The organism is Pseudaquabacterium rugosum (genome assembly GCF_038066575.1).
Lineage (GTDB): Bacteria > Pseudomonadota > Gammaproteobacteria > Burkholderiales > Burkholderiaceae_C > Pseudaquabacterium > Pseudaquabacterium rugosum.
Map to the genome: position 1 here is coordinate 1 of NZ_JBBUTF010000023.1, position 19,382 is coordinate 19,382.

Genomic DNA, 19,382 nt, shown 5'->3' on the forward strand with positions numbered 1-19,382 from the left:
ACACCCCCCCGCCCCAGCGCGCGAACCGCCCCCCCACCATCCCGCCCGAACCACCACAGCCTCCAACCCGAAGAATCCGCCCCCCGCAGCGACAGAAAACCGCTGAACCGCAGGACAGGACCCCAGAGATGCTCACAGTCGACAGCCTCAACCAGTACTACGGCGGCAGCCACATCCTGCGCAACCTCGCCCTCGACGCCCAGGCCGGCGAAGTCACCGTCGTTCTCGGCCGCAACGGCGTCGGCAAGACCACCCTGCTCAAGAGCCTGATGGGCGTCGTCCCCGCCAAGACCGGCCGCATCACCCTCGACGGCACCGACATCACCCGCGCCACCGCCTACGACCGCGTGCGCCTGGGCGTCGGCTACGTCCCCCAGGGCCGCGAGATCTTCAACCGCCTCACCGTCGAGGACAACCTGCGCATGGGCCTGGCCTCCCGCCCCGGCACCAGCCGCATCCCCGAACAGCTCTACACCCTGTTCCCCGTCCTCAAGCAGATGCTCGCCCGCCGCGGCGGCGACCTCTCCGGCGGCCAGCAGCAACAGCTCGCCATCGCCCGCGCACTCGCCTCCAGCCCCAAGCTGCTGCTGCTCGACGAACCCACCGAAGGCATCCAGCCCAGCGTCATCAAGGACATCGGCCGCGTCATCCGCACGCTTGCCGACGAAGGCCTCGACGGCCACCCCATCGCCATCGTCCTCGTCGAGCAGTACTACGACTTCGCCGCCGAACTGGCCGACCAGTACATCGTCATGGAACGCGGCGAGATCATCGCCCGCGGCCGCGGCGCCGACATGGAGGCCGACGGCGTGCGCCAGCGCGTGGCCATCTGACGCCGCCGCCGCGTTCCCCCCGCCGGCGGGCGCGGATCCTCTGTCGGGCGGCCCGGGCGCGCCTTGCGCACGGCCGCCGGTGCGGCCGCGGTCGTAGACTGCGCGGCCGATGACGAATCCGACCCTGCCTTCCGCCGCTGACGGCGCCCCCGCCCCTGCCGACACCCCGGTCGCCACCCGTGCCGACACCGGTGACCGCGGCGCGATGCCACCCTCTCCCTCGGCCCCGCCTGCCGGCCCGACGCCCGCCGGCGCCGATCCGCTGGCCACGCTGGCGCGACCCTGGGTCGCCATCGTCGGCGGCGGCCCCGCCGGCCTGGCCGCGGCCGAGGAGCTGCTGGCCGCCGGACAGCGCGTCGTGCTGTTCGACGCCATGCCCAGCCTGGGCCGCAAGTTCCTGCTGGCCGGCAAGGGCGGCCTGAACCTGACCCACAGCGAGCCCGCCGCGCCCTTCACCGCCCGCTATGCCGAGGCCGCCGACTGGGTCGGCCAGTGGCTGGCCGCACCCGGGGGCGATGCCGCCGCGCTGCGCGACTGGGCCCAGGGCCTGGGCATCGACACCTTCGTCGGCAGCTCCGGCCGGGTCTTCCCGCAGGAGATGAAGGCCGCGCCGCTGCTGCGTGGCTGGCTGCACCGGCTGCGCGCGGCCGGCCTCGTCGTCCAGGTGCGCCAGCGCTGGAGCGGCTGGCTGCCGGGCGATGCGCCGACCACGCTGCGCCTGGACACGCCCGCCGGCCCGCGCGTGCTGCAGCCCGATGCGCTGGTGCTGGCGCTGGGCGGCGGCAGCTGGCCGCAGCTGGGCAGCGACGGCGCCTGGCAGCCCTGGCTGGCCGCGCGCGGCGTCGCGCTGGCACCGCTGCGCGCGGCCAACTGCGGCTTCGACCTCGCCACGCCCTGGAGCGCCCATTTCGTCGAGCGCCATGCCGGCGCGCCGCTGAAGTCGGTGCGCCTGCGCTTCGACCAGGACGCGGCCGCCACCGGCGCACCGGCCTTCGACCGCGCCGGTGAATGCGTGGTGACGGCCAGCGGCATCGAGGGCAGCCTGGTCTACGCGGCCTCGGCCCGCGTGCGCGAGGCCATCGCCCGCGACGGCCAGGCCACGATCCACCTCGACCTGCTGCCCGGCCGCGACGCCGCGCGCCTGGCCACCGAGCTGGGCCGCGGCCGCGGCAGCCGCTCGGTCTCCAGCCACCTGAAGGCGCAGATCGGGCTCGACGGCGTCAAGGCCGCGCTGCTGCGCGAGCGCTGGTCGGCCGAGGAGCTGACGCAGCGCCTGGCGCGCGACCCCGCCGGTCTGGCGGCCGAGCTCAAGGCCTGGCCGCTGGTGCTGGGCGCGCCGCGGCCGATGGCCGAGGCCATCAGCAGCGCCGGCGGCGTGCGGCGCGAGGCGCTGGACGCGACGCTGCAGCTGACCGCGCTGCCCGGCGTGGCCTGTTGCGGCGAGATGCTGGACTGGGAAGCGCCGACCGGCGGCTACCTGCTGACCGCGGCCTTCGCCAGCGGCCGGGTGGCCGGGCGCGGGCTGGCGCAGCGGCTGACGCCGGGCGGCTGACGCCGGGCGGCCGAGCCGGCCGCAGCGGCACCCCGACGGCGCCCGTCACGGATCCCCCACCCCCCGGAACCGGGCGGCGCGGCCCGTCGGCACCGCGCGTCGACACATCCAGCAACACACGCTCACCACAATCGTCGGCAGTCCTGGGCGGTGTGTGCCGACCTGTCCGGGGACCGCGGGCGCGCTGGCGGCCGTCGCGTCGCGGCCTGCGGGCCGGGCGGGCGAGGGCCGTCGCGCGGGCTCCGTGGTTTCCGGCCAGGGCCGTGGCCGCCCGCCCGCGTTCCCCCGTCCGAACGGAACCTGCCCCATGTCCGACCGTGTGTCCGCCCCGCTGCCGTCGCCGCGACGGCTGCTGATCCTGTCCGCCATCGCCGCGGCCGCCGCCCTGTGCGGCAGCGTCCTGTCGCCGGCCCGTGCCGCCGAATCCACCACCGCGCTGCTCACCGACCGCCTGATCATCAAGTACCGCAGCGGCAGTGCTGCCGAGCGCTCGCCCGACAGCCAGACCATGGCCCGCGCCCACGAGGCCGTGCAGCGCGGCGGCGTGCAGATGACGCGCCTGCGCGCCACCGCCCAGGCGGCCCAGGTGATGCAGCTCGACCGCGCCGTCAGCGCCGCCGGTGCGCGGGCGCTGGCCGCCTCGGTGATGAGCGCCGACAGCGACATCGAGTACGCCGAGCCCGACCTGGTGCTGCAGCACGCCAGCACCACCCAGCCCAACGACGCCAGCTATGGCAGCCAGTGGGCGCTGTGGGAGGCCACGGCCGGCATCCGCGCGCCGGCGGCCTGGGCCTCGACCACCGGTGGCAACACCGTGGTGGCGGTGGTCGACACCGGCTACCGGCCGCACGCCGATCTGGTCGCCCGCATCGTCACCGGCCACGACTTCATCAGCAGCGCGACCATCGCCGCCGACGGCAACGCGCGCGACGGTGATGCGCTGGATGCCGGCGACGGCGTGGCCGCCGGGGCCTGCGGCAGCGGCAGCGCGGCGGCGGCCAGCAGCTGGCACGGCACGCATGTGGCCGGCACCATCGCGGCCGTGGCCGACAACGGCAGCGGCGTGGCCGGCGTGGCGCCGGGCGCGCGCATCCAGCCGCTGCGCGTGCTGGGCCAGTGCGGCGGCTACACCTCGGACATCGCCGACGCCATCACCTGGGCCTCGGGCGGCACCGTCAGCGGCCTGTCGGCCAACCCGACCGTGGCCCGCGTGATCAACCTGTCGCTGGGCGGCACGGGCAGCTGCGGCACCACGCTGCAGACGGCCATCACCGGCGCGCGCTCGCGCGGTGCGCTGGTGGTGGTGGCGGCCGGCAACGCGGCCACCGCGGCCAGCAGCGCCACGCCGGCCAACTGCCAGGGCACGACGGTGGTGGCCGCCGTCGGCCGCACCGGCGCCCGCGCCTACTACAGCAACTACGGGGCACCGGTGGCGCTGGCCGCACCCGGCGGCGACATGCGCAGCGGCGCCGCCGACGGCATCCTGTCCACGCTCAACACCGGCACCACCACGCCGGGCGCCGACACGCTGGCCTGGTACCAGGGCACCTCGATGGCCACCCCGCATGTCGCTGGTACGGCCGCGCTGATGCTGGGCCGCAACCCGGCGCTGACGGTCGAGCAGCTCGACCAGCTGCTGCGCAGCTCGGCGCGCGCCTTCCCGGTGGCCTGCAGCGGCTGCGGCGCCGGTCTGCTCGATGCCGGTGCGGCCGTCGCCGCGGCCGCGGCCGCTGCCGTGCCGGTGGCCACCCGCGTGAGCGAGACCACGGCCGCCAACGACAGCCTGGCGACCGGCCAGACCGTCAGCGGCGACACGCTGGCCATCAGCGGCAGCCTGAGCGCGTCCACCGATGTCGACCATTACCGCATCAGCGTGGCCGCCGGCCGCACGCTGGGTGCGCGGCTGAGCCCGGCCTCGACGCTGGGGGCCACGGTCAAGGTCTACACCAGCGCCGGCACGCTGGTGGGCAGCGCCACGTCCTCGGCCAGCGGCGCCCAGGCCTATGCGCTGGCCAGCCACACCGGCACGGCGGCGGCGACCTATGTCGTGGCCGTCAGTCGCGCCAGCGGCGCCAGGAGCGGCAGCTACGCGCTGCAGCTGCGCCAGTGACCGGCGCCTGAGGCGCGCGGGCGGGTGGTGATGGCCGTGCGGTGATGACTGTGTGGTGATGGCCGTGCGGCCACGGCCGAGACCGCGGCGTGTCCGGGGTCTCGGGCCGCCGGGCTGGCCGGTGCCGGGCCAGCCGGGCATGATCCGCGCCGGTCCGGCACCCGCCGGGCGCAGCGGCCGGCCCGGCGATCGGCGGACCGCCGACACGGAGCCCCGATGATCACCGTCCACCATCTGGAGAACTCGCGGTCGCAGCGCGTGCTGTGGCTGCTGGAGGAGCTGGGCCTGCCGGCCCAGGTCGTGCGCCATCCGCGCGATCCGCAGACGCTGCTGGCGCCGCCCGCGCTGCTGCAGGTGCATCCGCTGGGCAAGAGCCCGGTCATCGTCGATGACGTCGATGCCGCGCGTGAGGGGGCGCCGCGCGTGGTCGCCGAGACCGGCGCCATCGTCGAGTACCTGATCGAGCGCCACGGCCAGGGCCGGCTGCGCCCGCCGCCGGGCACGCCCGAGGCCCTGCGCTGGACCTACTGGCTGCATTTCGCCGAGGGCTCGGCCATGCCGCCGCTGCTGCTGCAGCTGGTGGCCAGCCGGCTGGGCGGATCGGCCACGCCCTGGCTGGTGCGGCCGGTGGCATGCGCCATCGGCGAGCGGCTGCGGGCGCTGCTGGTGACGCCCAATCTGAGGCGTCAATGGGACTGGATCGAGGCCGAGCTGCAGCGCGACGGCTGGTTCGCCGGCACCGCCTTCAGCGCCGCCGACGTGATGATGAGCTTCCCGATCGAGGCCGCGGCCGCGCGCGCCGGGCTCGACGCGCGCTGGCCGGCGATCCAGGACTGGCTGGCCCGCATCCATGCGCGGCCGGCCTGGCAGCGTGCGCTGGCGCTCGGCGGGCCCTACGCCTACGCCTGAGTCCGGGCGTCAGGCGTGGACTGCGGCCTGCGGACGGCGGACCGCAGGCCGCGGGTGCTACATCCGCCAGATGCGCGGCGTGTGGGCCGGCAGGCCCCAGTGCAGCGGCCGCCAGGCGGCGCGCACCTGCTGCAGCAGCGTCATCGCCGGCTCGACCCGGTCGGCCAGCACGCGCAGCACGATCAGGCCCTCGTCGAGGGCGCTGACGCCGGCCTGCGGGGTCAGCGGGCTGGCCTCGATGCGCTCGCGGGCGGCCTCCAGCAGGTCCTCGCGCCGGGTGCGGGTCATCGCCGCGCCGTCGGCCAGGAACAGCGTGGCCAGCACGCCGTGGCCGGCCAGACCCAGCGGTGAGTCCAGCAGCAGGCGGTCCGCGCTGTCGAGCACGCCGCGCTCCAGCCAGCGGCCGGGCAGTTCCAGCCGCTGCGCATAGCGGCCGCCGGTCCAGGCCTGGCCGGCCGCCGGCAGGCCGAGGGCCAGCAGATCCCAGCCCATCAGTTGCGCGGTGGGGGCGAGGTCGAAGCGCAGCGTGTTGTCGACCTGGCAGGACGGGTAGGCGATGGTCTCCAGCGGCAGCCATTCCAGCCGCGCGCCGTCGGCCAGCGTGAAGTGCACCTGCTGCTCGGCCAGCGGCCCGGCGCTGCGGTAGAAGCGGGTGGCGCCGGGCGTGGTGATCACCGCATGGGTGCCGCTGGCGAGCTGGCCGTCGAGCGCCAGCACGTCGCCGCCGGCGATGCCGCCCGGCGGATGCACCAGCACGTGGTGGCAGATCGCGTCGCCTTCGGGGTAGAGCCGCTGCAGCACGCGCAGCGGGCCGTGGTGGCGGTCCAGCGCGATCGTGCGGTCGCCGTCGCGCGTGTAATCGAGTTGCAGATGGCCGTGCCAGCCCATGACGCGGGGGCGCGCCGCGAGGACGCGCGATCGGATGCGAGGAGGAGGCCGCCAGTGTAGGGCCGCGGACCGCGCGCCCCCCGTGTGCCGGTGCGCCGCGCGGGGTCGGTGGGGCCTCAGTTGTCCTGTTGGGCCGCGATCAGTTCGCCCAGCCGGGCCAGCGCCGCGCGCCGGGCCGGCGTCCACGGTGCGCTGACGCTCAGCCGCAGGCAGTGGCGGTAGCGGGTGCTGGCGCTGAACATCGCGCCCGGCGCGATGCAGATGCCCTCGGCCAGCGCGGCATGGAACAGCGCCAGCGTGTCGAAGCGCGGCGGCAGCTCGACCCACAGCATGATGCCGCCGGCCGGATCGGTGACCCGGGTGCCGGCCGGAAACAGCTCGGCGATCAGCGTGCGGCCCTCGGCGATGCGCGGCGCGTGGGTGTTGCGCAGGCGACGCAACTGGGCCTGCATGCCGGGCTGCTCCAGCAGATCGGCCATCGCCGCCTCGACCACGCCGGTGTGGCCGCCGATCATCGCCGCCTGGCGCCGGCGCAGCGCCTCGGTGTGGCGGCCGGCTTCGAGCCAGCCCACGCGCAGCCCCGGTGCCAGCGTCTTGGAGAAGCCGCCGCACAGCATCACCAGCCCTTCGCGGTCGAAGGACTTGACGGTGCGGCGGTGCTCCTCGTGCTCGGCCAGCGCGTTGAAGATGACGTCCTCGATCAGCGGCACCTGGTGCTCGGCCAGCAGCTCGGCCAGACGTTGGCGCTCGACCAGCGGCATGCTCGCGCCCAGCGGGTTCTGCAGCGTGGGCACGGCCAGCACCGCGCGCACCGGTTGCGTGCGCAGGGCCAGGGCCAGCGCGTCCACGCTCAGGCCGTGGCGCGGGTGGGTCGGGATCTCGAGGGCCTTCAGGTGCAGGGCTTCGAGCATCTGCAGGAAGGAGAAGCAGGTCGGTGATTCCAGCGCCACCGTGTCCCCGGGCCGCGTCACCGTCTGCAGGCACAGCGCGACCGAGGCGGTGCAGCTGCTGGTCAGCACGATGTCCTGCGGCCGCAGCGTGCAGCCCATCGACAGGCTGCGGCGCGCGATCGCCTGGCGCAGACCCTCGTGGCCGAGTGGCGGCGGGTACAGCTGCAGCGAGCCGCGGTGGCGCAGCGTGGCCTGGCTGAGCGCGCGGCGCAGCCGCTCCTGGTCGAACAGCTCGGGTTCGGGGCAGGCGGCGCCGAAGGAGATCACGGCCGGATCGGCGGCCGCGCGCATCACCTGCTCGGTCAGCGCGCTGATGCCCACGTCCTGCGCGTCGACGGGCGGATGCGAGGGCGCCGGCTCGGCCAGCGCGGTACGGCGGCCGGAGCGGCGGGCGCCGCCGGGCGCCGGGGGGCTGCCGTCGGCGTTGACCGCGCCGTCGCGGGCCGGCTGGCGATCGGGCGTGCGGCGCACGAAATAGCCCGAACGCGGCCGCACCTCGATGCGGGCCTGGTCCTCCAGCAGGCGGTAGGCCTGCAGCACGGTGGACACCGACACCAGCTGCTCCGCCGCCGCCTCGCGCACCGACGGCAGCCGCGTGCCGGCGGCCAGCGCGCCGCTGTCCATCAGCTGCGCCAGCCGGTCGGCCAGCTGCTGGTAGAGCGGGCGTTCGTCGGCGGCGGTGGCGGGCGTGTCCGCGGCCGGGGCGGCCGGCCGTGCGCCAGCCGGCGCGCGCGGCGGGGTCGCCGTGGCCTCGGTCGCGGTGGCCGGGTTGGTGGTCGGGCTGGTGGTGGGGCTGGTGGCCGTACCGGCCGTCAGCGTCCGCGCGCCGATCGCCGTCGTCCGACCGATGCCGCGCCGCGCGGGCGTGGGGCTCGGGCGGGGCGTCAGGGTCGGATCGGACGGGTTCATGGGCCGATTGTGCGGTGCGGTGCCGGGCCCCGACCAGCACAGACGCCGGCCGTGCCCACCGGCACAGATGCCGTGCATCACGCGCTGTGCTGGTGCGGTCTGCACCTGACTGTGGCTGTCAGCTCCGGGCGGTGGCCGGCATCATCGGTGCCCATGAACCGCAAGCCCACCCTCCTGTCCGACGAGCGGGTCCGCCAGCTGGCCCGCGGCCACACCATCACGCTGCCGGCCGGCCAGGCGCTGCGCCTGCCGGCGGTCACCGGCCACGCCCCGCGCCGTCTGCACCTGCTGCAGGGCCGGCTGTGGCTGACCTGCCGCGGCGACCTCGACGACCACCACCTGGAGCCCGGTGCCCAGTGGCCGCTGGGCGAGCCCGGCGCGGTGGTGATCGAGGCCGAGCCGGGCCAGACCGTGCGCCTGCGGCTGGAGCCGCCGCCGCGCGCGCTGCTGATCGATGCCGGCCTCGGCCTGCTCGAAGGCCTGCTGCGCGCCGGTGCCGCCCGGCTGCGCCGCCGGCGCACGCTCAGGCCGCTTGCGAGCCGCGGTGCGCCCAGCCGGTGAGCCGGCGCTCCAGCAGGCTGAAGGCCTCGTACATGCCCATCGCCATCGCACCGACGGCCACCAGGCCGGCGAAGGCCAGGCCCATCTGCATCGCGCTGCCGGCCGACACCAGCAGGTAGCCGATGCCCTCGTTGGACGCCGTCATCTCGCTGACGGTGGTGCCGACGAAGGCCAGCGTGATGGCCACCTTCAGCGAGCCGAAGAAGTGCGGCAGCGTGCGCGGCAGGCCGACCTTCATCAGCACGTCCCAGCGCCGTGCGCCGAGCACGCGCAGCACGTCCTCCAGCTCCGGCTCCAGCGTGGCCAGGCCGGTGGCGATGTTGACGGTGATCGGGAAGAAGCTGATCAGGAAGGCGGTCAGGATGGCCGGCCCGACGCCGATGCCGAACCACACCACCAGGATCGGCACGAAGGCCGCCTTGGGCAGCGCGTTGAAGCCGGTCATCAGCGGATAGATGGCCGCGTAGGCCAGGCGCGAGCTGCCGACCAGGAAGCCCAGCAGCACGCCGAAGACGATGGCCAGGCCGAAGCCCGCCAGCGTGACCCAGAAGGTGCGCCACGCATGCCGGCCGATCTCGCCGCGGAACTCGACGGCCTGCTCGGCGATGCGCAGCGGGCTCGGAAAGACGAACTCGCTGACCGAGAAGGCGCTGCACAGCCCCTGCCAGACGAGCAGGGTGAGGAGCAGCAGCGCCCACGGCGCCCAGGCTTCGAGACGGCGGGCGGTCATGCGGGTGCTCCGTGTGCTCCGGGTGCCCCGGATGCGGTACCGATGGCCGTGCGGGCCGCGCCGATGTGGCCGCGCAGCTCGTGCACGATGGCGGTGAAGGCCGGCGTGTAGGTCAGCTCCAGATCGCGCGGGCGCGGCAGGTCGATCTCGCGGCGCACGACGAAGCGGCCGGGGCGCTGGCTCATCACGTAGACGGTGTCGGCCAGGAACACGCTCTCGCGCAGGTCATGGGTGACCAGGATGACGTTGAACCGCTGCGCCGCCTGCAGGTCGCGCAGCGTGCACCAGAGCTCCTCGCGGGTGAAGGCGTCGAGCGCGCCGAAGGGCTCGTCGAGCAGCAGCATGCGCGGCTCGTGGATCAGCGCGCGGCAGATGCTGGCGCGCTGCTGCATGCCGCCCGACAGCTGCCACGGGTACTGGTCCTCGTGGCCGGCCAGGCCGACGCTGCGCAGCAGCGCGCGGGCGCGGGCCTCGTGTTCGGCGCGGCGGCGCTTGAACTGGCTGCGGTGCGGCTCGACGATCTCCAGCGGCAGCATCACGTTGGCCAGCACCGTGCGCCAGGGCAGCAGGCTGGGCGCCTGGAAGGCCATGCCGGTGATCTTCAGCGGCCCGTCGACCGGCGCGCCGTCGATGCGCACCGTGCCGCGGCTGGGCGCCTTCAGCCCGGTGGCCAGCTTCATGAAGGTGGACTTGCCGCAGCCCGAGGGGCCGACGATGGCGATGAACTCGCCCTCGCGCACCTGCAGGTCGATGGCCTCGACCGCGTACTGGCCGGCGGCCTGCAGCGCGGGCGAGTAGGCCAGCCAGACGTCGCGGAAATCGACGAAGGGCGCGTCGCTGCCCGGCACCGGCCCCGGCTCCGGTGCGGCCGCGCGTGCGGTGCCGCTCACTTGCGGGCCTTGACCGAGAAGATGTCGCGCTCGGCCGGGGCCGGCAGATAACCGGGTATCCAGACGGCCTCGGGGTTGATGCGGGTCTTGGTCGCGTAGGCGTCGGCGACCTGGCTGGCCATCAGCGCCAGGCGCGGCAGCCTGACCTCGCCGAAGCCCTCGGCGCGCGCATCCGGCGTGGCCACCGCGAAGTCGATGGCCAGCTTCAGCCGGCGTTCCTCCAGCTCGGCGTGGATGATGCCGTCGCGCGCCTTGACGAGACCGATGGCGGCCTTGGGATCGGCGATCACCTGCTTCGCGCCCTTGGCGAAGGCGCGCAGGAAGCCCTTGACCGCCTCCGGGTTCTTCTTGAGGAAGGCCTCGTTGACGATGATGGCGTTGCCGTAGAGCTTGACCCCGTGCTGCGGGTAGAGCTGCACCGCCACGTCCTCGGCCTTGACGCCGCGCGCCTCCAGGTTGAGCAGGCTGGTGAAGTAGAAGCCGGTGATGGCGTCGACGTCGCCGCGCACCAGCAGGGTCTCGCGCAGCGGCGGGTCCATGCTGACCCAGTTCACCGGGCCGATGCCGTTGGCCTTGGCATAGATCGGGAAGGCGCGTCGGCCGGCATCGAACACCGGCGCGCCGAGCTTGCGGCCGGCCAGATCCTTCGGGCCGGCGATGCCGGTCTTCTTCAGGCTGAGGACGGCGGCCGGCGTGGCGTTGTAGACCATCATCACCGCCACCGGCCGCGACGGCGCGCCGGGGTTGTTGGCGTGGAACTCCATCAGCGCGGCCATGTCGGCGAAGCCCATGTCGTAGGTGCCGGAGGCCACGCGGTTGATCGCGTTGGCCGAGCCGTTGCCGGCGTCGATGCTCACGTCCAGCTTCTCGGCCTTGAACAGGCCCTGGGCGGCGGGCAGCAGGAAGAAGGCGCTCGGGCCCTCGAAGCGCCAGTCGAGCTGGAACTTCACCGGCGTCTCGGCCGCCTGGGCCCGGGCGGTGTCCGGGACCAGGCTGCCCACCAGGCCGCCCACCAGACTGCCAACCAAGCCGAGCACGGCCAGCGTGGCCGTCCGCCGCCGTCGGCCCAGGCCCGCACGGCGATGGCCGGACGGGGCGCGGACAGCGGGAACCGGGGCGGAAGCCGGGGCGGATACGGGCAGCGTGGGCGACATGGGCGGTGCGGAAGTCGAGGGGACGTTCCGGTCGACCGCGGGCGGCGCGCCGGATGCCGACCCTGACAGCAAGCTCCGTGCGCACCCGCGGCCGCAGCAGCCGGCCCGTGATGCACCGGCGCGGGGCGCGACGGCGGCCGCGGCCGTCCGCCTCAGGTGCCGCGGCGCACCAGGGCCAGCAGGCTGCCGGCCAGCATGAAGCAGGCGCCGAAGACGCGGTTCATCGCCTTCAGATGGCGCTCCGAGCGCAGCGTGCGCAGCAGCCGGGCGGCCAGCGCGGTGTAGCCGGCCATCACCACCAGATCGGTGAAGCCCAGCGTGGCGGCGATGATCAGGTACTGCGGCGCCAGCGGCTGCGCCAGGTCCAGGAACTGCGGCACCACGGCCAGCAGGAAGACCGTGCCCTTGGGGTTGAGCGCGTTGATGACCCAGGCGCGGCCGATCTGGCGGCCGAGCGTCGGCGGCGGCGCGTCCGCATCGCGCGTGGCCAGCGGCCGGGCCGGTGCGCGCCACTGCTGGATGCCCAGCCACACCAGGTAGCTGACGCCGATCCACTTGATGACCGCGAAGGCGGTGGCGCTGGTGGCCACCACCGCGCCGAGGCCGACGCCGATCAGCGCGACCTGGGTCCAGATGCCGGCCACCAGGCCGAAGGTGGTGACGTAGCCGCGGCGAAAGCCCAGGTTCAGCCCGGCGCTCATGGCGGCGACGGCGCCGGCACCCGGCGACAGGCTGATGGCCCAGGCGGCGGCGAAGAAGGCGAGCCAGACGGAGAGATCCATGGCGGAAGGACGCGCGGGGGTGACAGGAACAGGGCGGACAGGATAGGACAGATGGCCGGGCCGCGGCCCCTGCCGCGCCCGGTCCCGTGCGGGGTCAAGGACGGGGGCGCGTTCCGGTGCGGGGATGGCCCTCGGCGGCCGGGGGGGCGGAGGCCGTGGTGGCGATCGGCCCGGCCTCCTCGTCCAGCACCTCGGCCTCGGGCCGGGCCGACCACAGCAGGGCCAGCGCGGCGGCGCCGCAGCAGGCGCTCAGGATCATCGCCATCGTGCGCAGCGTGGGCCGGGCCAGGGCCAGCGCGCCATCGTCGCCCGGCGCCAGGGCCGCGCTCAGCGCCAGGCCGGCCACGCTGGCGCTCAGCACCAGGGCGATGGCCGCCCGACGGCGCCAGCGTGCGGCCCCCGCGCCGGACGGGCCGTCCGCCTCGGGGGCCACCCGGCTGGCCGCATGGCGCAGCGCGGCCGCGCACATCAGTTGCAGTGGCCAGGCGTCCTGCGGGTCGAGCCGGGCCCGGTTCTGGCCGAACTGCAGCTCGGCATGGACGGCCTGCAGCGCGTCCACCCGCCAGGCCAGCGACCAGCGGCGCGGGCTCAGGCGCTGCAGCTGCGGGCTGTCGTCGGTGGTGCGGCCGATGGCGGTCACGGCATTCAGACCGGCGGCCGACAGACCGCCTTCACCGCGGCCGTGGCGGGTGCGGCCGCGGGCATCGAGCTGCCAGCGCAGGCTGCAGCCCAGCGTGTCGAGCTCGACCAGCGCCAGCTGGCAGGCCTCGATGCCCTGCTGCGCCAGCAGGCGCTGCAGCTCGCGGTCCAGCAGCGGGGCGGCGGCCAGCGCCCCACCGGTGCCGGCAGCGGCCGCGGCAGGCGAGGCGGGTGTGGCCGCAGGGGCCCGGACAGACGCGGACGGGGCGGACTTCATCGGGCCGGCAGTGTAGAAGCCTGGCCGCACCGCGCAAGCCACCGCGCGGCGCGGTCGTGCGATGCGCCACACCGCGGATGGCCGGCAGATGGGGGGTGGCCCGCGTGCACGCCGGTGCACGCCGGTGAGCGCGGCCGCCGGACCTCAGCCGGCGACCGGCTCCCCGAGTGCGGCCAGCAGCGCCCGCGTGCAGTCGCTGCGCGGCGCGGCGAACAGCGCGTCGACCGCCTGCTGCTCGACCACCCGGCCGGCCTGCAGCACGATCACCTCGTGCGCCATCGCCCGGATCACCGCCAGATCGTGGCTGATGAAGACATAGGCCAGGCCGCGCCGGCGCTGCAGCTCGGCCAGCAGGCCCAGCACCTGCTGCTGCACCGAGGCGTCGAGCGCCGAGGTCGGCTCGTCGAGGATCAGCACCTCGGGCTCCAGCACCAGCGCGCGGGCGATCGCGATGCGCTGGCGCTGGCCGCCCGAGAACTCGTGCGGGTAGCGCCCCAGCACGTCGTGCACGCCGCGATCGGCCGACAGGCCGACCTCGTCGAGCACCGCCTGCACGCGCACCAGGCGCTGCGCGGCGTCGAGCTGCGGCTGGTGCAGGGCCAGGCCCTCGTCCAGCGTCTGGCCGATGGTGCGGCGCGGGCTCAGCGAGCCGAACGGGTCCTGCAGCACCACCTGCAGCCGGGCGCGGGCGGCGCGCAGCGCACGCGGCTCGGCCCGGTCCAGGCGCAGGGCGGCCGGGCCGTCGCCCAGCCAGACCGCGCCGCCGTCGAGCCCCTGCAGCGCCAGCAACGCCAGGCCCAGCGTGGTCTTGCCCGAGCCCGATTCGCCGACGATGCCCAGCGTGTGGCCGCGCCGCAGCTGCAGGCTGACGCCGTCGAGCGCGGCGAAGCGCCGGCGGCGCCAGAACGGCCCGCCGGCATCGAAGCCCACGCGCAGGTCCTCGGCGCGCAGCGCCAGCGGGGCGTCGGCCGGCGCGGGCGCGACCTGGCGCTGCGGCCGGGTCGCCAGCAGGCGCCGGGTGTCGAGGTGCTGCGGCTGGGCGAAGACGGCCTCGGTCGGCCCCTGCTCGACCAGCCGTCCGCGCGCCATCACGCCGACCTGGCCGCAGAAGCGCCGCACCAGGTTCAGGTCGTGGGTGATGAACAGGATGGCCATGCCGAACTCGGCCTGCAGCCCGGCCAGCAGCTCCAGGATCTGCGCCTGCACCGTCACGTCGAGCGCGGTGGTCGGCTCGTCGCAGATCAGCAGCTGCGGCGCGCAGGCCAGCGCCATCGCGATCATCGCCCGCTGCCGCTGGCCGCCCGAGAGCTGGTGCGGGTAGGCGTCGATGCGCCGCTCGGGCTCGGCGATGCCGGTGCGCGCCAGCAGCGCGATCGCCCGCTCGCGCGCGGCGGCGGCGCCCAGGCCCCGGTGCAGCACCAGCACCTCGGCGATCTGCGTGCCGATGCGCTGCACCGGGTTCAGCGCCGTCATCGGCTCCTGGAAGATCATGCCGATGCGCGCGCCGCGGATCGCGCGCAGCGCGGGCTCGGCCAGCGTGGTCAGCTCCTGGCCGTCGAAGCGGATCGAGCCGGTGGTCTGCGCGTCGTCGAGCAGGCGCAGCACCGACTGCGCGGTCACCGACTTGCCCGAGCCCGATTCGCCGACCAGCGCCAGCGTCTGGCCGGCCTGCAGCGACAGGCTCAGGTCCTGCACCACCTCGGTGGTGCCGAAGCGCACGCTCAGGTGCGCGATCTCCAGCAGGGCGTGGCGGGCGGGCGGGCGCGGTGCGGTCACGGCTTCAGCCCTTGCGGGTGTCGAAGGCGTCGCGCAGCGCGTCGCCGATGAAGGTCAGCAGCAGCATGGTCAGCGCCAGCAGCACGAAGGTCGGCACGATGATCCACCAGGCATCCAGATTGGCCTTGCCCTGCTGCAGCAGCAGGCCCAGGCTGGGCACGTCCGGCGGCACGCCCAGGCCGAGGAAGTCCAGCGAGGTCAGCGCCAGGATGGCCCCGCTCATGCGGAAGGGGATGAAGGTGATCACCGGTGTCATCGCGTTGGGCAGCACGTGGCGCCAGATGATGGCCGCCGGCCCCAGGCCGAGCGCGCGCGCGGCCTTGACGTGGTCGAGCGCGCGCACGCGCAGGAACTCGCCGCGCACGTAGTCCGACAGGCCCATCCAGCCCCACAGGCTCAGCAGCACCAGCAACAGGCCGAGCGAGGGCTGGAAGATGGCGGCGAAGATGATGAGCAGATAGAGCTCGGGCACCGCGCCCCAGATCTCGATGCCGCGCTGCATCAGCAGATCGGTGCGGCCGCCGAAATAGCCCATCACCGCCCCGGCGGCCACGCCCAGCAGCGTGCCGATGGCCGTCAGCGCGAGGCCGAACCAGATGCTGACCCGGAAGCCGTAGAGCAGCTGCGCGGCGATGTCGCGGCCCTGCGGATCGGTGCCCAGCCAGTTGCGGGCCGAGGGTGGCGTCGGCGAGGGCTGGGGGCTGAAGTAGTCGGTGCTGGTGGCCGAGTGCGGGTTGGGCGCGTGCAGCGCCCAGTTGCCGGGCGCGGCCAGCCGGGCCTGGGCCCAGGGGTCCTTCCAGTCGGTGGGGGTGGCGAAGTCGCCGCCGATCGCGCGCTCGGACGGGTTGTCGATCACCGGGAACCACCAGCGGCCGTCGATGCGGGCGACGAAGGGCTTGTCGTTGCTGACGAGCTCGGCGGCGGTCGCCAGCACCAGCAGCACGCCGAAGATCCACAGCGACCACCAGCCCAGGCGGTGGCGGCGGAAGCGTGCCCAGGCGCGGGCGCCGGGTGAGCGGCCGGCGGCCAGGGCCGGGCCCGTGGCGGTGGCGGTGGCGGTGGCGGTGGCGGTGGCGGTGGCCGGCGGGGCGGTGTCGGTCAGGATCGTCATGCGCGCGGGCCTTCCTTCAGCGTTGCGCGGCACCGAACTGCACGCGCGGGTCGACCCAGACGTACAGCAGGTCCGACACCAGCTTGACCACGAGGCCGATCAGCGTGAACAGGTAGAGCGAGCCCAGCACCACCGGGTAGTCGCGCCGCTGCACCGCCTCGAAGCCCAGCAGGCCCAGGCCGTCGAGCGAGAACAGCGTCTCGATCAGCACCGAGCCGGCGAAGAAGGCGCCGACGAAGGCCGACGGAAAACCGGTGACCAGCGGGATCAGCGCATTGCGCAGCACGTGGCGGCGCAGCACCTGGCCCGGCGACAGGCCCTTGGCGCGGGCCACCATCACGTACTGCTTGCGCAGCTCCTCGACGAAGGTGTTGCGCGTCAGCAGCGTGGTGACGGCGAAGCTGCCGATCACCATGCAGGTCAGCGGCAGCGTCAGGTGCCACAGGTAATCGGTGATGCGCGCGGGCCAGGACAGGCTGGCCCAGTCGTCCGAGACCAGGCCGCGCAGCGGGAACCAGTCGAGGAAGGTGCCGCCGGCGAACAGCACGATCAGCAGCACGCCCAGCACGAAGCCGGGGATCGCGTAGCCGACCAGCACCAGCAGCGTGGTGGCGGTGTCGAAGCGCGTGCCCTCGCGCCGCGCCTTGGCCATGCCCAGCGGCACCGAGATCAGGTAGCTGAGGACGAAGGTCCACAGCCCGAGGCTCATCGACACCGGCAGCTTGCTCTTGATCAGCGTCCACACGTCCTGGTGGTGCATGAAGCTCTGGCCGAGGTCGAAGCGGGCGAACTGCACCAGCATGTCGAGGTAGCGCTGGCCGACCGGCTTGTCGAAGCCGTACAGGCGCTTGAGCTCCTCGACCTGTTTCGCGTCGATGTCGCGCGCGGCGCGGTAGCCCTCGCCGTCGGCGCTGCGCGAGGCGCGTGCCTCGGCCAGCGCCTGCTCGACGGGGCCGCCGGGCACGAACTGGATGACGACGAAGGTGAGGGTCAGCGCGCCCAGCAGCGTGGGCACCATCAGCAGCACGCGCTTGAGCAGGTAGGCCAGCATCGGGTCGGGCTCCGGGGGGCGGGTGGGTCGGAGGATCGGGGTGGGCGGCGCCGGGCTCAGCCGCCGGCCGGCCGCGGGGCGGCGGGGGCCGCTGGCGCCCCGCCGTCACCCAGGCTGCGGTCCCACCAGGTCCACAGCGGCCAGGGCTGGCTGTGGTTGTCGGGCAGCGAATCGATGGCCATGTAGGGCGCCGGCACCGCCGGCAGGCCGAAGCGCGCCCAGTACGACAGCGGCAGCGTGCGGCTGTAGAGCTCGGGCACCTGCCACCAGGAATGCATGACCACGCGGTCGAGCGCGCGCGCCGCGGTGCGCAGGTCGTCGAGGCTGCGCGCCTGCTCCAGCCGGGCGATCAGCGCGTCGACCACCGGGCTGCGAACGCCGCGGGTGTTGCCGCCGCCGGGCGTGACGGCCGATGTCGAGCCGAACAGCTCCTTGAGCGTGCCCGCGCTGGGCAGCGTGAACTGGCCCTCGACGATGGTGATCAGCTCGAAGTCGAAGTTCTCCAGCCGCTGGCGGTAGAGCGCGTAGTCGACCTGGCGCTCGCGCAGCACGATGCCCAGCTTGTCGAGGTTGCGCTTGAAGATCGCGCTCGACGGGTTGGACGAGGGCTCCAGGTACTCGACCTCCAGCGCCTCACCCTTGGCGTTGCGCAGCCGGCCGTCGGCGCCCACCGTCCAGCCGGCCTCGGCCAGCAGGCGGGCGGCGGTCTTCAGGCTGTCGCGCAGGGCCTGCGCATGGTCGGGGCCGCCGCGGCCGGCCGGCACCCGCCAGGGCGGGCCGAAGACGGCTGGCGGCAGCGTGGCGCGGAAGGGCTCCAGCAGTGCCCGCTCGGCGGCCGAGGGCAGGCCGCTGGCGGCGAAGTCGGTGTTGGCGAAGAGGCTTTCCGACGGCTCGTAGACGCGGAAGCGGTTGACCGCCGCGAAGTCCCAGGCCCGCACGATGGCCTCGCGCACGCGGATGTCCTGGAACTTGGGGCTGCGCAGGTTGAACTGCGTGGACTGCAGCATCGAGCCGGTGGCGATCGGAAAGCGCGCCTTGACGATGCGCCCGTCGCGCCACTTCGGCCCCTGGTGGGTGCGCACGAACTGGCTGGCCGAGTACTCGCGCAGGAGGTCGAACTCGCCGGCCTTGAAGGCCTCGCGCCGCACGGCCACGTCCTGGTAGAGCCGGTACTCGATGCGCGCGAAGTTGAAGTGGCCGCGGCGCACCGGCAGATCGCTCGCCCAGTAGGCCGGGTTGCGCTGCAGCGTCAGCCGCGAGGGCATCTCGGCGCGCTCGACCACGTAGGGGCCGCTGCAGATCGGCGGCTCGGTGACCAGGTCCTTGAACGGCTTGCCGGCGCCCCAGCGGCGCGAGACCACCGGCAGCCCGATCGCGTCGAACACCGTCTCGACCTGCCGGCGCCTGAGCGGGATGCGCACCGTGCGCGCGTCCAGCGCCTCGGGCGTGCCCAGGCCTTCGAGCAGCGTGGCATAGCCGGGCGACAGCAGCGGGCCGTGCAGCCGGCGCACGGTGTCGACCACGTCGGCGGCCTCGACCGGCGAGCCGTCGGAAAAGCGCGCCTGCGGCCGCAGCCGCAGCGTGACGGCCGACAGGTCGGGCTCGACCCGCATCGCCTCGGCCAGCAGGCCGTACCAGGCCTCGGGCTCGTCCATCGACGGCGTGGCCAGCGACTCGACCATGAACAGGCTGACGGCCGCCGGCGCCACGCCCTTGAGCGTGAACGGGTTGAGCTTGTCGAAGCTGGTGCGGCGGTCCGGATTCGACAGCCGCAGCACGCCGCCCTTGGGCGCGCGCGGGTGGACGTAGGGGAAGTGGGGGAAGTCCGGGCCGTGGCGCGGCGGCGCGTAGGCCGACAGCGCGTGCACCCACTGGCCGGTGACGATGGGCCAGGCGGAGGCGGGTGGGGTGCCGGCCGGGGCGGCGGGTGGCGCGCTGCCGCTGCCGGACGCCGCGGCGCCCGGGCCGTTCGCCGCGGCACCGGCCGTGCCCGCCGGCGCACCGCTGGCCGCGGCCTGGGCCAGCGCGCCGGCCAGCCCGGTGCCCCACTGCAGCAGGCGGCGCCGGCGCAGGCCGGGTGGCGGCAGGGGGGCGTCGTCGTCGTCGGGCGGAGCGGGTACGGCGGTGGCGGCGTCGCCCGGCGCGGCGGCAGGGTCGGCCGGATCGGACCGGTCGTCCAGGGGGCGCGAGGCGGCGAGGTCGCCCCGGTCAGACCGGAGGGACGGACGGCAGCGGACGGGGCGGCGGCGCATCACGGCCC

Annotated in this window: 16 protein-coding genes; 5 read left to right on the plus strand and 11 right to left on the minus strand. The window is 74.7% G+C overall.

Translation table 11 applies throughout. The features are described from left to right. Nucleotides 1–128 precede the first annotated feature (128 nt). From urtE to AACH11_RS20545, 4 genes are all read left to right on the plus strand, one after another. Nucleotides 129–833 (plus strand): urea ABC transporter ATP-binding subunit UrtE, encoded by a 705-nt coding sequence (gene urtE / locus AACH11_RS20530; protein ID WP_341376140.1) that lies wholly within the window; start codon nt 129–131, stop codon nt 831–833. A 205-nt stretch (nt 834–1,038) separates the two neighbouring features. Next, a complete protein-coding gene (locus AACH11_RS20535) occupies nt 1,039–2,385 on the plus strand; it encodes a TIGR03862 family flavoprotein (protein WP_423228787.1) in 1,347 nt (448 codons plus the stop codon). Between the two features lie 307 nt (nt 2,386–2,692). Continuing rightward, complete coding sequence (locus AACH11_RS20540) at nt 2,693–4,495, plus strand: S8 family serine peptidase (RefSeq protein ID WP_341376142.1); 1,803 nt, start codon at nt 2,693–2,695, stop codon at nt 4,493–4,495. Nucleotides 4,496–4,711: 216 nt separating this feature from the next. Further along, complete coding sequence (locus tag AACH11_RS20545; protein WP_341376143.1) at nt 4,712–5,404, plus strand: glutathione S-transferase family protein; 693 nt, start codon at nt 4,712–4,714, stop codon at nt 5,402–5,404. 57 nt (nt 5,405–5,461) lie between these two features. Here the strand turns inward: AACH11_RS20545 and AACH11_RS20550 are convergent, their stop codons facing one another. Further along, the gene (locus tag AACH11_RS20550; RefSeq protein ID WP_341376144.1) at nt 5,462–6,292 is read right to left on the minus strand and encodes an urease accessory protein UreD; all 831 of its coding nucleotides are present in this window, start codon (nt 6,290–6,292) and stop codon (nt 5,462–5,464) included. A gap of 116 nt (nt 6,293–6,408) precedes the next feature. Further along, the gene (locus AACH11_RS20555; RefSeq protein WP_341376145.1) at nt 6,409–8,151 is read right to left on the minus strand and encodes an aminotransferase-like domain-containing protein; all 1,743 of its coding nucleotides are present in this window, start codon (nt 8,149–8,151) and stop codon (nt 6,409–6,411) included. 153 nt (nt 8,152–8,304) lie between these two features. Here AACH11_RS20555 and AACH11_RS20560 point away from each other — a divergent pair, with 153 nt between their 5' ends. Beyond that, entirely contained in the window at nt 8,305–8,712 is a 408-nt protein-coding gene (locus AACH11_RS20560; RefSeq protein ID WP_341376146.1) for a DUF2917 domain-containing protein, read from the plus strand. Here AACH11_RS20560 and AACH11_RS20565 read toward each other — a convergent pair. The 9 genes from AACH11_RS20565 to AACH11_RS20605 all read right to left on the minus strand — a co-directional run bounded on the left by AACH11_RS20565 (nt 8,675) and on the right by AACH11_RS20605 (nt 19,374). Beyond that, on the minus strand, nt 8,675–9,442 hold the full coding sequence (locus tag AACH11_RS20565) for an ABC transporter permease (protein ID WP_341376147.1): 768 nt from the start codon (nt 9,440–9,442) through the stop codon (nt 8,675–8,677). The genes AACH11_RS20560 and AACH11_RS20565 overlap by 38 nt on opposite strands. Beyond that, the gene (locus AACH11_RS20570; protein ID WP_341376196.1) at nt 9,439–10,290 is read right to left on the minus strand and encodes an ABC transporter ATP-binding protein; all 852 of its coding nucleotides are present in this window, start codon (nt 10,288–10,290) and stop codon (nt 9,439–9,441) included. Before AACH11_RS20570 ends, AACH11_RS20565 begins: the two co-directional genes overlap by 4 nt. 38 nt (nt 10,291–10,328) lie before the next feature. Further along, on the minus strand, nt 10,329–11,369 hold the full coding sequence (locus AACH11_RS20575) for an ABC transporter substrate-binding protein (protein WP_423228784.1): 1,041 nt from the start codon (nt 11,367–11,369) through the stop codon (nt 10,329–10,331). A 269-nt stretch (nt 11,370–11,638) separates the two neighbouring features. Continuing rightward, nucleotides 11,639–12,268, minus strand: a complete 630-nt coding sequence (locus AACH11_RS20580) for a LysE family transporter (protein ID WP_341376148.1) — start codon at nt 12,266–12,268, stop codon at nt 11,639–11,641. A gap of 94 nt (nt 12,269–12,362) precedes the next feature. Continuing rightward, entirely contained in the window at nt 12,363–13,184 is an 822-nt protein-coding gene (locus AACH11_RS20585; protein ID WP_341376149.1) for a hypothetical protein, read from the minus strand. A 144-nt stretch (nt 13,185–13,328) separates the two neighbouring features. Next, on the minus strand, nt 13,329–14,960 hold the full coding sequence (locus tag AACH11_RS20590) for an ABC transporter ATP-binding protein (protein WP_423228785.1): 1,632 nt from the start codon (nt 14,958–14,960) through the stop codon (nt 13,329–13,331). Between the two features lie 4 nt (nt 14,961–14,964). Further along, nucleotides 14,965–16,071, minus strand: a complete 1,107-nt coding sequence (locus AACH11_RS20595; RefSeq protein ID WP_341376150.1) for an ABC transporter permease — start codon at nt 16,069–16,071, stop codon at nt 14,965–14,967. 16 nt (nt 16,072–16,087) lie between these two features. Next, on the minus strand, nt 16,088–17,122 hold the full coding sequence (locus AACH11_RS20600) for a microcin C ABC transporter permease YejB (protein ID WP_341376151.1): 1,035 nt from the start codon (nt 17,120–17,122) through the stop codon (nt 16,088–16,090). Nucleotides 17,123–17,178: 56 nt separating this feature from the next. Next, nucleotides 17,179–19,374: an extracellular solute-binding protein gene (locus tag AACH11_RS20605; protein WP_341376152.1), complete on the minus strand. Its 2,196-nt coding sequence runs from the start codon at nt 19,372–19,374 to the stop codon at nt 17,179–17,181. Nucleotides 19,375–19,382: the final 8 nt, after the last annotated feature.